Source organism: Agathobaculum sp. NTUH-O15-33, from assembly GCF_033193315.1.
GTDB classification, from domain to species: Bacteria; Bacillota; Clostridia; order Oscillospirales; family Butyricicoccaceae; genus Agathobaculum; species Agathobaculum faecihominis_A.
This window is the reverse complement of sequence record NZ_CP136187.1, coordinates 2,371,975-2,384,873: the sequence shown is the minus strand read 5'-3', so window position 1 is coordinate 2,384,873 and position 12,899 is coordinate 2,371,975. Positions and strand designations below refer to the sequence as shown.

At 57.2% G+C, this 12,899-nt stretch carries 11 protein-coding genes and 1 pseudogene; 9 read left to right on the top strand and 3 right to left on the bottom strand.

The features are described 5' to 3' along the window. Positions 1 to 10: 10 nt before the first annotated feature. From RWV98_RS11760 to RWV98_RS11725, 9 genes and pseudogenes are all read left to right on the top strand, one after another. Positions 11 to 1,030: a sugar ABC transporter substrate-binding protein gene (locus tag RWV98_RS11760; RefSeq protein ID WP_317860922.1), complete on the top strand. Its 1,020-nt coding sequence runs from the start codon at positions 11 to 13 to the stop codon at positions 1,028 to 1,030. A gap of 136 nt (positions 1,031 to 1,166) precedes the next feature. Next, positions 1,167 to 2,666, top strand: coding sequence for a sugar ABC transporter ATP-binding protein (locus RWV98_RS11755; RefSeq protein ID WP_317860921.1), 1,500 nt, complete (start codon positions 1,167 to 1,169; stop codon positions 2,664 to 2,666). Then, positions 2,663 to 3,691, top strand: a complete 1,029-nt coding sequence (locus tag RWV98_RS11750; protein ID WP_280960757.1) for an ABC transporter permease — start codon at positions 2,663 to 2,665, stop codon at positions 3,689 to 3,691. Before RWV98_RS11755 ends, RWV98_RS11750 begins: the two co-directional genes overlap by 4 nt. 580 nt (positions 3,692 to 4,271) lie before the next feature. Next, positions 4,272 to 5,444 carry a scyllo-inosose 3-dehydrogenase gene (gene iolM / locus RWV98_RS11745; RefSeq protein ID WP_280960756.1) on the top strand — a complete coding sequence of 391 codons (1,173 nt, stop codon included), beginning with the start codon at positions 4,272 to 4,274 and terminating at the stop codon, positions 5,442 to 5,444. A gap of 70 nt (positions 5,445 to 5,514) precedes the next feature. After that, a complete protein-coding gene (iolN, locus tag RWV98_RS11740) occupies positions 5,515 to 6,477 on the top strand; it encodes a 3-dehydro-scyllo-inosose hydrolase (RefSeq protein WP_280960755.1) in 963 nt (320 codons plus the stop codon). A gap of 96 nt (positions 6,478 to 6,573) precedes the next feature. Beyond that, entirely contained in the window at positions 6,574 to 7,653 is a 1,080-nt protein-coding gene (locus RWV98_RS11735; RefSeq protein ID WP_280960754.1) for a zinc-dependent alcohol dehydrogenase, read from the top strand. A 118-nt stretch (positions 7,654 to 7,771) separates the two neighbouring features. Continuing rightward, positions 7,772 to 8,590: a sugar phosphate isomerase/epimerase family protein gene (locus RWV98_RS11730; protein WP_317860918.1), complete on the top strand. Its 819-nt coding sequence runs from the start codon at positions 7,772 to 7,774 to the stop codon at positions 8,588 to 8,590. Positions 8,591 to 8,787: 197 nt separating this feature from the next. Further along, a pseudogene (locus RWV98_RS19455) lies at positions 8,788 to 8,877 on the top strand (hypothetical protein); the annotation flags it as partial. A 31-nt stretch (positions 8,878 to 8,908) separates the two neighbouring features. Next, positions 8,909 to 9,562 carry a DeoR/GlpR family DNA-binding transcription regulator gene (locus tag RWV98_RS11725; RefSeq protein ID WP_317860916.1) on the top strand — a complete coding sequence of 218 codons (654 nt, stop codon included), beginning with the start codon at positions 8,909 to 8,911 and terminating at the stop codon, positions 9,560 to 9,562. 164 nt (positions 9,563 to 9,726) lie between these two features. On the opposite strand, the gene RWV98_RS11720 is transcribed toward RWV98_RS11725, so the two are convergent. The 3 genes from RWV98_RS11720 to RWV98_RS11710 are packed head-to-tail and all read right to left on the bottom strand — an operon-like array spanning position 9,727 to position 12,675. Beyond that, entirely contained in the window at positions 9,727 to 10,689 is a 963-nt protein-coding gene (locus tag RWV98_RS11720; protein ID WP_317860914.1) for a transketolase family protein, read from the bottom strand. Between the two features lie 3 nt (positions 10,690 to 10,692). Beyond that, the gene (locus tag RWV98_RS11715) at positions 10,693 to 11,535 is read right to left on the bottom strand and encodes a transketolase (RefSeq protein ID WP_317860912.1); all 843 of its coding nucleotides are present in this window, start codon (positions 11,533 to 11,535) and stop codon (positions 10,693 to 10,695) included. A 24-nt stretch (positions 11,536 to 11,559) separates the two neighbouring features. Next, positions 11,560 to 12,675 (bottom strand): iron-containing alcohol dehydrogenase, encoded by a 1,116-nt coding sequence (locus RWV98_RS11710; protein WP_317860910.1) that lies wholly within the window; start codon positions 12,673 to 12,675, stop codon positions 11,560 to 11,562. Positions 12,676 to 12,899 lie beyond the last annotated feature (224 nt).

Genomic DNA, 12,899 nt, shown 5'->3' with positions numbered 1-12,899 from the left:
AGGAAGAAAAATGAAAAAGAGATTACTTGCAATGCTGTTGGCGGGTGCCATGGCATTGTCGCTGACCGCTTGCGGCAGCGAACCGGCCAAGACCGACGACACAAAGACTCCGGACACCAGCGCTGAGGGCGGCGACGACAGTGCCGCCGGCGGCGATGTGCATGTTGGCTTTGTTGTAAAGAGCTTGGCCGACCAGTACTGGGTACTCGTTCAGGCGGGTGCGAAGGAAGCGGCTGACCGCCTCGGCGTTAAGCTGGACTTCATCGCTCCGAACTCGGAATCGGACGTGCAGGCTCAGGTTGACATGATCCAGAACCTCGTTGGTCAGAAGATCGACGTGCTCTGTCTGGCTCCGTCCTCTCCGGACACCGTTATCCCCGTTCTGCAGCAGGCTGACGATGCCGGTATTCCGGTTATCGCTGTTGATACCGACCTGCCGACCTTTGACAAGAAGGTTTCCTTCATCGGCACCGGTAACGAAGCAGCCGGCAAAATCGGCGGCGACTTCGCCGGCAAGCTCGTAGGCGAAGGCAAGAATGCCATCATCCTGCGCGGCCGTGCGGGCGACACCACCCATGATCAGCGCGAAGCTGGCTTCAAGGCCGGTCTGGAAGCCGCTGGCGTCAACATCCTTGAGATCAAGGCTGCCGACTCCGAGGCTGAGAAGGGCATGAACGTCATGCAGGACCTGATGAACCGCTACGACAACATTGACGTAGTCTGCACCACCGCCGACTCCATGGCGCAGGGCGCTGAGCGCGCAATCACCAACGCGGGCAAGACCATTCCGGTTATCGGCTTCGATGGCACGATCCCGGTTTGCGAGATCATCGCCGGCGGCAGCGACGTAATGGTCGGTACCGTTGCGCAGAGCCCGTACAAGATGGGCCAGCTGGGCGTTGAGAACGCTGTTAAGCTTGCCAAGGGCGAAACGATCGAAGATCGCATCGATTCCGGCGCGGAGATGGTCAGCGCGGAGAACGCTGCCGACTTCGTAGCGAACCTCAAGGAGCTGGTAGGCGAGAGCTGATCCGTACTTAGTACTGTAAGAACGAAACAGCTACCCTGAAAGTCTTGAACTATATGGGGAAAGGCAATGCCGGGGGAGTAATATCCCCCGGCTTCCTTTTAAAACGTATCTATCGAAAGTAGGTGATTGCGGCATTATGAACGAAGTAATCATGGAGTTAAAGAATATCACCAAATACTTCCCTGGTGTTGTCGCGCTGGATGATATGTCCTTTACGGTGCGCAAGGGTACCGTGCATGGTCTAATCGGAGAAAACGGCGCGGGTAAAAGTACGCTCATCAAGGTTTTTACCGGCGTAAACCAGCCGGATAAGGGCCAGATATTTATCGATGGTAAGCAGGTCCATCTGACCAACCCGATGGTCGCAAAGCACGCGGGCGTCGGCTGTGTGTATCAGGAGCTGAACATCGTTCAGGAACTGAACGTCACGGACAACCTGTTTATCAACTATTACAAAACCAAGGGACCCCTGTGTGATTATAAGTCAATGCACAAGCGCGCCGCGGAGATCATGGCCGACCTCGGACAGCCGGTCGATCCCCGTACGGAATGCTCGAAGCTCGGCCTTGGCGTGCAGCAGACAATTGAGATCGGCAAATCCATCCTTTCGGATGCACGGCTGATCATCATGGACGAGCCGACCTCGTCTCTATCCGAGTCGGAAGTAGAACAGCTTTTCAAAACGATCAAGATGCTGAAGGATAAGGGCATTTCGATCGTATTCGTTTCGCATAAGCTGGAAGAGATCTTCGAGTGCTGCGACGATATCACGGTCATGCGTGACGGCAAATGGATCTCCACCACGCCGGTACAGGAAATGACCAAGGACCTGCTGATCTCCCACATGGTGGGCCGCAGCCTTGACAACCTGTTCCCGAAGGAATTCGCCCAGAAGGGCGAGGAAATGCTCCGCATTGAGCACATGAACAGCGCGGGCGTTCTGCATGATGTTAGCTTTACCGCATACGCGGGAGAAGTGCTCGGCTTCTCCGGTCTGGTCGGCGCGGGCCGTACCGAGACCATGCGCGCGCTGTTTGGCGCGGATATCCGCGACAGCGGCGATATCTACATTAAAGGTAAGAAGGTAAATATCGTCCGTCCGGCGGACGCTATCCATAACAAGATCGCGTTCCTGACGGAGGACCGCAAGGGCGAGGGCTTGATCCTCGATGCATCGGTCATGAACAACCTGCACCTTGCCACGATCGACCGCGACCGCAAGGGCTTGCTGCTCGATGAAAGCAAGCACAGAAAGGTAGCGGAAGAGAACGTTAAGACCTACCGCATCAAGACGCCGACGCTGGAAACGCCGGTCGGCTCGCTTTCGGGCGGCAACCAGCAGAAAGTCGTTATCGGCAAGTGGGTCAACACGGACGCGGATATCTACATCTTCGACGAACCGACGCGCGGTATCGACGTCGGCGCAAAGATCGAAGTTTACAACGTCATGAACGATCTGGTCAAAAAGGGGAAAGCCGTGCTGATGGTCTCTTCCGAACTGCCTGAGATCCTTGGCATGAGCGACCGCGTGATCGTTATGCGTCACGGCAGAATCATGGCGAAGATCGACCGTGATTCCGAACACTTCAATCAGGAAGATATTATGAAAGCCGCATGGGGAGGAACTTTGGAATGACTGAAACCACGAAAAAATCGTCCTTTAAGGACGCTCTCGGCAAGCTCGGCCCGCTGCTTGCTCTGGTGCTGATCTGTGTAGCGCTCGGCATCGCGACCAAGGGCAACTTCTTTACCATGACCAACATCCTAAACCTGCTGCGTCAGGTGCCGATCGTGGCGCTGATGAGCGTCGGCATGTTGTGCGTTATCCTGCTTGGTGGTATCGACCTGTCCGCGGGCTCCCTGCTCGCGATCTCGACCGGCGTGACCGCCGTATTGATGAAGAAATTCTTTTCCGCCGATACGATGGTCAACTCGATCGTCCTGATCGTCATCTGTCTGGTCATCGGCGCGGTAGCGGGTATGATCAACGGCCTGCTGCTGACCAAGCTGCACCTGCCTCACCCCTTCATCGCAACGCTGGGCACCAAGAACATCTACCGCGGCATCACGCTCGTTATCATGGGCTCGGCTTCTATCGCCGGCTTCCCGAAGGGCGTACTGACCGTGGGCACCGCGGAGCCTGTTGGCATTCCGCTCTCGTTTATCCTGACGATCGTTGTATTTGTTCTGATGCACATCTTCCTTTCCAAGACGCCGCTTGGCCGTAAGATTTACTCCTTCGGCGGCAACTCGGAAGCGGCCCGTCTGGCCGGTATCAATACCGATAATGTACAGATCACCTGCTATGCGCTGAGCGGTTTCTTCTGCGCGCTGGCCGGCGTCGTGTATATCGGCCGTCTGAACTCTGCGGTACCGCTGGCATCGCAGGAAGGCGATCTGGATGCTATCGCGTCCTGTATCATCGGCGGCGCGTCCTTCCTCGGCGGCAAGGGCAACGTTTGGGGCACGCTGATCGGCGCGTTCATGATCACCGTTATCCGCAACGGCTGTAACCTGCTGGGCGTTTCGTCCGACTTGCAGCTGATCGTTATCGGCGCCATCATTATCGCGGCGGTATTCGTCGACGTAGTCCGCAGCCGTATGGAAGCTAATGCAAAGCGTCTTGCTGTTGCGAAGGCTGAAGAGAAGAGCGAAAAGTAATGACAGACCCAAACTGCTCCTATATATAAGATGTAAGAGCAGCATCGAGGGCCGGAACGTAAGTTCCGGCCCTCTTTATTTGCCCCGGGGCCGCGTTGCGCGTGCCGCCGGGGCTCTGTGCTTTTGCCCATACCGCGCGCAAGGGGAATGGAAATTTTGCGATATGGCCGGCGTTCTGATGATTTCACAATGATTTATACCTTGCGCCTCGATTATGCGAAGTAAACAAAAAGAAGGGTGTAAATTATAAATAATCGCCAAAACAGCGCATATTGGTCTTGTTTGGGAGGGGGAAGGGGGAGAGGAAAGCAGGAATGCCCAAGAAAGGGGCGCCGGACACCGCAAGAATTAGGTGCTCGCAAGAATGTGAAAGAACGAGGCGGGATTTCACGAAAAACGGCCCTCAAAAAGAAAACATGGCACAAGAAAAATATAGCGGAAAGCGGCGTGCAAAGCTATAATAGAGACACAAAAGCAAAGAGGGAACGCAAGGCGCGCAGCGTTCCTTAAACCCCCGGATATACCATAAACCACGAAGGAAAGCAACCAAACGAACTGCTGACGAAAAGAGGATAATGAAATGAGAGCATTTTATGTGGAAGCGGATCACGCGCCGCGTGAAGGCTATGTCCTTTCCGAACGGGAAAAGACGACCGGACGTGCGCTGCGCGGCAACCAGATCTGGAAGAACATCCACGGTTCTGTGACCGACCGTCCGATGCCGGTTTGCGGCGACGAGCAGGTCATGATCAAGGTAGGCGCCGCCGGCATCTGCGGCACGGACGCTCACCTGCTCAAGCAGGACGCGGACGGCTACTCGATGTATGACGGACACTCCAAGTACCCGATCATCACCGGCCACGAGTTCGCCGGCGAGATCGTCGAGGTAGGCAAGAACGTCAAGAAGCTGCAGGTAGGCGATCTGGTATCGGTCGAATCCATGCACTGGTGCGGCGAGTGCGACGCATGCCGCCGCGGCATGTTCAACCAGTGCAAGGAGCTTGAAGAGCCCGGCCTTACATATGACGGCGGCTTTGCCGAGTACACGGCGGTTCATGCCAAGTACTGCTACAAGCTCAACGATATCATGAACTACTATGGCGGCGACAAGATGACCGCTTTCGAGCTGGGCGCGATGATCGAGCCCACCGGCGTTGCTTACAACGGCCTGTTCGTTCGCGGCGGCGGCCTTCGTCCCGGCGGACACGCGGCGGTATTCGGCTGCGGCCCGATTGGTCTGGCTGCCATTCAGCTGCTCAAGACCTCGGGCGCTGCCAAGCTGATCGCTTTCGAGAGCGTGCCGGAGCGCGTGGAGCTGGCCAAGGCCTGCGGCGCGGACTACGTGTACGATCCCACCTCCTTCAAGTCTCCCGACGAGCAGGCGGAAATGCTGATGGACATGACCAACGGCGCGGGCATCTCGCTCTTCGCGGAGTGCGCGGGCGCCACCAAGTTTACCTACCCCGTTATGGGCAAGGCGCTGGCGATCGGCGGCAAGACCGTGCAGATCGGCCACACCGTGGGCATTACCCCGGTCGATATCTTCAACTGGCAGTGGAACGCGGCGACGATCTCGGGCTCCAACGGCCAGTCCGGTCAGGGCATCTACCCCGATGTGATCGCGCTGATGGCTTCCGGCCGTATCGATATGCGCAAAATGTGCACCGGCCGCTTCAACCTTGAGGACATCCTCGAAGGTATGAAGATCACCGCCGGCAAGGTACTGGTATCCACCAGCTACCCGCGCCTGTAATCACTTTCGCGATCTATCTTTACAACCATATAAATACACACACTTCAAGAAAACTAAGGAGGAACAAATTATGTCCAAATGGAACCTGCCCGCTAAGGGCGGACACATGGAAGCGCAGGACGGCATCTACTACCAGAACATGACCACCAAGATGCTCGACGAGCGCCTGAAAAAGAACGACGTACTGCTGCTGCCTGTCGGCTCCACCGAAAACCACGGTCCTTCCGCCCCCTACGGCGAGGATACTTACCTTGATACCCGCCTTTGCGAGCTGGTAGCGGAAAAGACCGGCTGCACGGTCGCCATGCCGATCTGGTATGGCTCGCATCCGTACCACCACCTCGGCCAGAAGGGCACCATCATGATCCCCGAAAAGATCTTGGCCGATTACATCGCTTATGTGCTGGCCGGCTACTGGAACACCGGTTTCCGCAAGATCATCATCGTCAACGGCCACGGTCAGGACTATGTGATCCCGCTTGCGATCCACACCTTCGGCAAGAAGTGGCAGGTGCCCGGCATCGTGCTGTACACCCACTTCTGGAACTGCGCGGGCGATCAGATGTTCACCAAGGAGAAGGGCGGGCCCTACGACATGCCGTTCGTACATGCTGACGAAGTCGAGCAGTCCTGGTGCCTCGAGCTCTTCCCGGAATTCATCCACATGGAAGACGCGATCGCTGTCAACAAGGCTCCGCTCCTGCCCGCTGGCCATATCAATACCTCTGCTGAGGACGGTGCTGGCCCGATCAAGTGGTACAACGCGTTTGGTTCCTGCGGCATGGAATGCATCTGCCAGCCCGAGGGCGTTATTGGTGATGCGCGCATGGCTGATGGCAAGAAGGCGGAAGCAGGCGTAGAGCGCACGCTCGATTACCTCGAGAAGCTCGTAAACGACATCCTCGAGATGTACCCGGCCGGCAAGCTGCCTCCGATCGACAAGATGACCCAGCGTTCGCGCGAGGACATCGAAGCCGTCATCAAGGGGCCGAACGAGCCCGGCGGCCGCCACATCTACACGCTGGAGTATTGATTCCCGGCGTCTGAAAACGAATGACCGCGGCGGGGACTTGGGTCTCCCCATGGCCCCGCCGCAACGAATAAACAGTTAAGAAAAGGAGCGTTAATTATGAATCGTCCTAACAAGTGCAAGGCTGCGTTTATGCATGGTCCGTTCGATCTGCGCATCGAGGAGCTCGAGCTGCCGCCGCTGAAGCCCAACCAGATCCTGATCAAGCTGAAGGCCTGCGGTATCTGCAAGTCCGACGTAGAGTGCTTTGAAGGCGAATCGGCCGAAGGCCGTTACGATCTGGGCCCCTACACCCCCGGCCACGAATGGGTGGGCGTCGCGGCTGAGATCGGCTCCGGCGTTTCCTCCGTTAAGGTTGGCGACAAGGTCGTTGGCGACTGCGTGCTGCCCTGCCATGAGTGTGCAAACTGCAAGGACGGCAAAATGTCCTCCGCGTGCCTGAACATGCGTGAAGTCGGCTTCCGTCCCGACTCGCCCGGCGGCTTTGGCGAATACATGATCCTCGAGGAAGCTTACACCCACGTGATCCCGGACGATTGGTCTGACGAAATCGGCATCTTTGTTGAGAACTTCAACGTTGCTTACTGGGGCATTTGGGGCAACCACTGTGATCCCGACGCTTCGGATGATGTTGCAATCATCGGCGGCGGCCCGATCGGCTGCTCTGCCGCGATGGTAGCGGCTACCTCCGGCGCGACCGTTATCGTGATCGATCCGGTAGAGTCCCGCCGTCAGAACGCCATGAAGTATGGCGCGACCCTGACCGTAGACCCCTCCCAGTTCAAGGAGCCGGGCGCGCTCGAAGCTGAGCTCAAGCGCCTGACCGGTGGTCGCGGCCCGTCCGTTGTCATCGAGTGCTCGGGCAACGACATCGGCATCGCGTCCCTGTTCGATATTGCCGGTCACTCCGCCCGCGTAGGCGTTGTCGGCCACTCCATCGGCCGCAAGGTTCCGGTCGAGATCGGCAAGACCATCTGGAAGACCCTGCACATCTCGGGCTCCGGCGGCACGACCAACTGGTTCCCGCGCACGATCCGCTTCATGTCCAAGATCAAGGATAAGTACGACTTCAAGGGTCTGGTTTCCCACTACTACAAGTTTGACGATCTGGACGAAGCCATGAAGATGGCGCAAAATCAGGAAGTTGCCCGCAAGGTCATGCTGACCTTCGACGACTAAGTTCGCTCTCAATTCTCTATCCTTTATATCTTTCCTATTCTTCTCTCTCTCATGTGGATGGGGCCTCGTTTGCGAGGCCCCATTCGCAAATCCGGCTTTATTATTAGGAGGCGGCTTGATGTATAATTGGAAATTTGCCGTATCTTCAGCGGATGACGCGCCGGCGACGGCGCCGATCCTGCTCAAGGGAACGGTGGAAGAAAACCTCGAAAAGGCGGCAAGACTTGGCTATGACGCGATTGAGGTGCACACCCGCGAGGATGTCGAATTTGACTACGACGCGATCCGCGCCGTGTCCGAGCGCACTGGCGCGCGCGTCGGCATGGTCATCACCGGCAGGCTCAATACCGAAGGCATGTGCAGCCTGATCGCGGACGAGCCCTATATCGCGCAGGCCGCGCTGGACGGCATGCGACAGTATATCGATATGGCGCAGAAGTTCGGCGCCGATATCGTGGTCGGCTGGGTCAAGGGCAATGTGCCGAAGGGCGGCAGCCGTGAAAAATATTTGTCGCGTCTGGCCAAAAATATGCGCATTCTAAACGATTATGGCAAGGAGCGCGGCGTTAAGCTGAATATTGAGGTAATCAACCGCTACGAGGTGAACATTTTCACAACAGCGGAAGAGACCATGTCCTTTTTGGAGAAGTATAATCTTGATAACTGCTACGCGCATCTGGATGCGTTCCACATGGGCATTGACGAATGCGACCCGATCGCGGCCATCCGTCGCTGCAAGGGGCGGCTCGGCTACTTCCATCTGGCGGACAATTCCCGCCAGTATTGCGGCAGCGGTCAATTCGATTTTGGCCGCATGCTGGAAGCGCTCGACGAGATCGGCTATGAGGGTATCCTCTCAGTCGAGTGCCTGCCCGTGCCGAACGGCGAGGAAGCGGCAAAGCGTTCGATCGAGCATATGAAAGCGCTGATCCATTAAATAGCGCGACGCAAAAGGCGAAGTACGATAGGTGCTTCGCCTTTTGCTGTTGTGAAAAACCGGGCCGCCTTGGCGTGAATTTACAAAAACAGCTTGTGTTTGGGTCGCTTTTTCAGTAAGATAGAGGTAAGAGAGAAAAAACGCCATATCTTGCCAAGCAGGGCGGGCGTTTATCAGAGCGAAAAGGCGGGATTCGTATGGTATTACCGGCAGAGCGAAGACAAAGAATTGTGGGTTTGGTACGGGAGCGGCATAGCGTCACCTGTGTGGAGCTGTGCGAGCATTTCGACGTGTCCCCCGGAACGATCCGAAAGGACCTTGAAACACTCGAGGAGCGGGGCGTGCTGGAAGCGGACGTACGGCGGCGCCGTTCTGCCCGAACGGGCGGAGGACAAATCCGTATGCATCAGCGAGCGCGAGGTGACCAACCAAGCGGTCAAGGACCGGATCGGCGCGTTTGCCGCCGGGCTGGTAGCCGATGGGGAAACGATTTTTATCGATGCTTCGTCCACCTCGCTTTTTGTGGCAAAACACCTCAAGGCTCGAAAAGACATTACCGTGATCACCAATGCCGAACGCGTGGTGCTCGAGCTGTGCGATGAGGAGGGCGTGCGCGTGATCTGCACGGGCGGCGCGCTGCGCAAGAAGAACCTTTCCTATGTGGGAGAAACAGCGGAAAAGCTGATCCGCACCGGCTTCTATGCGGATAAGGTGTTTTTCTCCTGCTGCGGCATCTCGCAAAAATTCGGTATTTTCGACGCGGTGGAGGCCGAGGCGAATATTAAAAAGGCAATGTTTGCCTCCTCTAAGCAAACGGTGCTGCTTTGCGACAGCTCCAAATTTGAAAAGCTGGGTTTTCCCAAGCTTGCCGATTTTGAAGCGGTGCAGACGATCATTACCGACCGGCCGCCGGACGCGGCGTGGCGGCAAATGTTTGAAAAACTGCATATCGATGTTCTGATTGCTGAATAAAAAAATCGGGCCGCCGCGTATGTGTTACGCGGCGGCTTGGTATGTCTGCCAGCAAAGCGCAAAAGCCGGCGACCGTAAAAAGGGACCGGCTGTCCGTTTTGCTCCTGCGCGGAGAAAACGGGCAGCCGGCCGATAGAAGAGAGGAGAAAAAGAGAGAAGCTGTTTTATTTGCGGCGCAGCACTTCTTTGGCCGCGTCCACGATATGGCGAACGTTCATGCCAAAGGTATCTTTCAGGTAATCGATCGAGCCAACCTCGCCGAAAACGTCCGGCACACCGATGCGCTTGAGCGGGACCGGGCAGGTCTCGCCCAGCACTTCGGCAACGGCGGAACCCAGTCCGTTGATGATACTATGGTTTTCAACCGTGACGAGCGCGCCGGTCGCGCGGGCAGCTGCGGTGATCGCCTCGGCGTCGATCGGCTTGAGGGTGAAAATATTGAGCACCTTGGCGGATATGCCTTCGTTCGCGAGCAGCCCGGCGGCGCGGAGCGTGTCCGAAGTGGAATAGCCGGAACAGACCAGCGTCACATCGCTTCCGTCGCGCAGCTCGGCGGCCTTGCCAATGGTAAAGGTGGAGCCTTCCTCAAAAATGCGGTCGGTCACCTTGCGGGTGATGCGAATGTAGTATACGCCGTGCAGATCCTTGGTCTGCCGCATCAGGTCGGCCAGCATGACCGAATCGGTCGGTTCCAGCAGCGTGACCTGCGGGATGGTGCGCAAAAGGCCCATATCCTCGATCGGCATGTGCGTGCCGCCGTTATAGGAGGCGGTCACGCCAGCATCAGAGCCGACCATGCGGATATTGAGGCCCGCGTAGGCGGCGGAAATGTAAACCTGATCGATGACGCGCCGCGCCGCGAAGGGACCGAAGGTGTGCGTAAAGGGCTTTAGGCCGACTGCGGAGGCTCCCGCGGCGGCGGAGATCATATTGGCTTCCTGAATGCCGCAGTCGACGCAGCGGTCGGGATATTTTTGGGAGAATGCCGTCATGCCGATTGAATTGATTACGTCGCAGTCGAAATAGACCACATCGGGATCGGCCGCGGCCAATTCCTCCATGGTAGCGGCAAAGGCTACACGCATTTCCTCGTTTTCGGGGCGAATTTCGCTGACTACTTTGTACATGGTTCAGTCCTCACTTTCCAGCTTCGCGATTTTTTGATCCAGCCAGTCGGCAGCGTTTTGATAATCCTCCTCCGAAAAGCGGATAAAGTGGTTGTAATACTGATCGGCAAAGCAGCAATCCTTGCCCTTTACCGTGTGCAGCACAATCATGGAAGGCTGGCCGGGCGTTTGTTTGGCCTGCTCGATGGCGGCGAGAATGGCGGCGATATCGTGGCCGTCCACCTCCTGCGCGTGCCAGCCAAAGTCCTCAAACTTTTGGCGCAGGTCGCCCACGTCGCAGATTTCCCGGGTAAAGCCGTCCAGTTGCTTTTGGTTTTGATCGACAAAGGCGATCAGGTTGCCGAGCTTTTTGGTCGCCGCGAAAAGGGCGGCTTCCCAAACCTGTCCCTCGTCGCATTCGCCGTCGCCCAAAATGGTATATACGGTGTTGGGCATGCCGCGGTACTGCATGGCCCAAGCCGCGCCCACCGCGCACGAAACGCCCTGTCCGAGCGAGCCGGTGGTCATATCGATGCCGGGGGTACGGTTGCGGTCGCAGTGGGAGGGGAGGCGGGTGCCTTCCTTATTCAGGGTCTCCAGCTCGTCCTCGGGGAAATACCCCATGAGCGCGAGCGTGCCGTAAACGGCGGGGCCGCAATGCCCCTTGGATACGACCAGCCAATCGCGTTCCGGCCACTGGGGATTTTTCGGATCGACCCGCATGGCCGCGCCGTATAGCGCGGCCATCAGATCGGCCATGGACATGGAGCCGCCAACGTGGCCGCCATGGAATGAGTTCATCGAGCGCAGCGCCGCCTTTCTGATCCGTGCGGCGAAAATGTTGAGCTCCTTTAAATTGTTATTCATGTTTCATCCCTTCGCTTTCTTCCATCAATAAACCGCCTGATAGATATCAATCATATCCGCGATCGTCAGAGGCACATAGTTGTTGTTCAAAAGGCGCGTCTGCCCTGCGAGCACGCCCTCGGCAAAGCCGGAAAGCGCATCCTGCGGGATACCGTACTCGCGCAGCGGCCGGCGGGCCTGCACCTGATCGAACAGCGTGAAGGCCGCTTCAAGCGCCTCTTCGGCGGGCACGCCCAGCCATTCGCCCCAGAGCGCCTCCAGCGCGTTCAGCTTGCCTACCGGCTGCTTCTCCTTATATTTGCGGAAGGTGGCGGCAAAAACGAGCTGATTGGCCTCGCCGTGAGGGATGTGGTAGCCGCCGCCAAGGGGATAGCTGAGCGCGTGCACGGCGGCGCAACCCGCGGAGCAGAACGCAAGGCCCGCGAAATTGGATGCGTTGATAAAATCCGAGGCGCGGTCGGCCCATTTGTCCGTTCCGTTTTGCAGAATGTACCGATACCCGCTGATGATCAGCCGCATCGCTTCCTTGGAAAACAATTCGGAAACCGGCGAGGCATTGGGGGAAAGGAAGGATTCGGCCGCGTGAATCAGCGCGTCGATCGAGGAGGTGGCGAAAAAACGATAGGGCAGGCCCTCGATCAGCGCGGGGATCAGCACGGACTTCGCCGGGAACATCAAGGGGCTGTTCAGACCGCGCTTGGTGTGCAGGCTGGTCAATTCGACGGCGCAGGCGTTCGTTACCTCGCTGCCGGTGCCGCAGGTGGTGGGCAGGGCGTAGACCTCGTAAATGCGCGTGGGCGCTTGCTGGCCAAGAAACAGATCCTCCGTCTTTTCGCTTGGCACATGAAGCGAGAGCATTTTGGCGATATCGATGACCGAGCCGCCGCCGATCGCGATCAAGCGGCGAATGCCGGCGGGCAAATCCTTGCGAATGGCGTCTACCATATCGGTCGTCGGCTCGCCATTTCCGTAGGCCTCGATAAAGAGCGCGCCGCACGGCGGGGCGAGGGGACTTACAAATTCGTGATAGAGAAATTCGTTCGTAAGGATAAAATCGTTTCCATCGATCCGTTCGCTTTCCATAAAGTCTTGCAGCGAATCCTGATAGACGATATCAGCGTACATTTTAAATTCTTTCATTTGTTAGACAGCCTCCTTAGCGTTTGAAGCACGAGTGATCCTATCGATATTATGATTGAAGCCTTGCGCGGGAGCGGTACCGCGACGTTGCAAAAAGAAAGGCGCGGACGGTTCGGCACAGCCGGACCGATCTCCTGCGCATTCCTGTTTCTATGGCAACTATAAACCGGAGCGGAGCGGAAGTCAAGCGCTTTTGCGAAATTTCAATAAGTTTGAAAAGATTG

What these genes read in the sequence shown, in the direction of transcription:
- RWV98_RS11760 (WP_317860922.1), top strand. Translation starts at nt 11, where the DNA reads ATGAAAAAGAGATTACTTGCAATGCTGTTGGCGGGTGCCATGGCATTG.
- RWV98_RS11755 (WP_317860921.1), top strand. Translation starts at nt 1,167, where the DNA reads ATGAACGAAGTAATCATGGAGTTAAAGAATATCACCAAATACTTCCCT.
- RWV98_RS11750 (WP_280960757.1), top strand. Translation starts at nt 2,663, where the DNA reads ATGACTGAAACCACGAAAAAATCGTCCTTTAAGGACGCTCTCGGCAAG.
- iolM (WP_280960756.1), top strand. Translation starts at nt 4,272, where the DNA reads ATGAGAGCATTTTATGTGGAAGCGGATCACGCGCCGCGTGAAGGCTAT.
- iolN (WP_280960755.1), top strand. Translation starts at nt 5,515, where the DNA reads ATGTCCAAATGGAACCTGCCCGCTAAGGGCGGACACATGGAAGCGCAG.
- RWV98_RS11735 (WP_280960754.1), top strand. Translation starts at nt 6,574, where the DNA reads ATGAATCGTCCTAACAAGTGCAAGGCTGCGTTTATGCATGGTCCGTTC.
- RWV98_RS11730 (WP_317860918.1), top strand. Translation starts at nt 7,772, where the DNA reads ATGTATAATTGGAAATTTGCCGTATCTTCAGCGGATGACGCGCCGGCG.
- RWV98_RS11720 (WP_317860914.1), bottom strand. Translation starts at nt 10,689, where the DNA reads ATGTACAAAGTAGTCAGCGAAATTCGCCCCGAAAACGAGGAAATGCGT.
- RWV98_RS11715 (WP_317860912.1), bottom strand. Translation starts at nt 11,535, where the DNA reads ATGAATAACAATTTAAAGGAGCTCAACATTTTCGCCGCACGGATCAGA.
- RWV98_RS11710 (WP_317860910.1), bottom strand. Translation starts at nt 12,675, where the DNA reads ATGAAAGAATTTAAAATGTACGCTGATATCGTCTATCAGGATTCGCTG.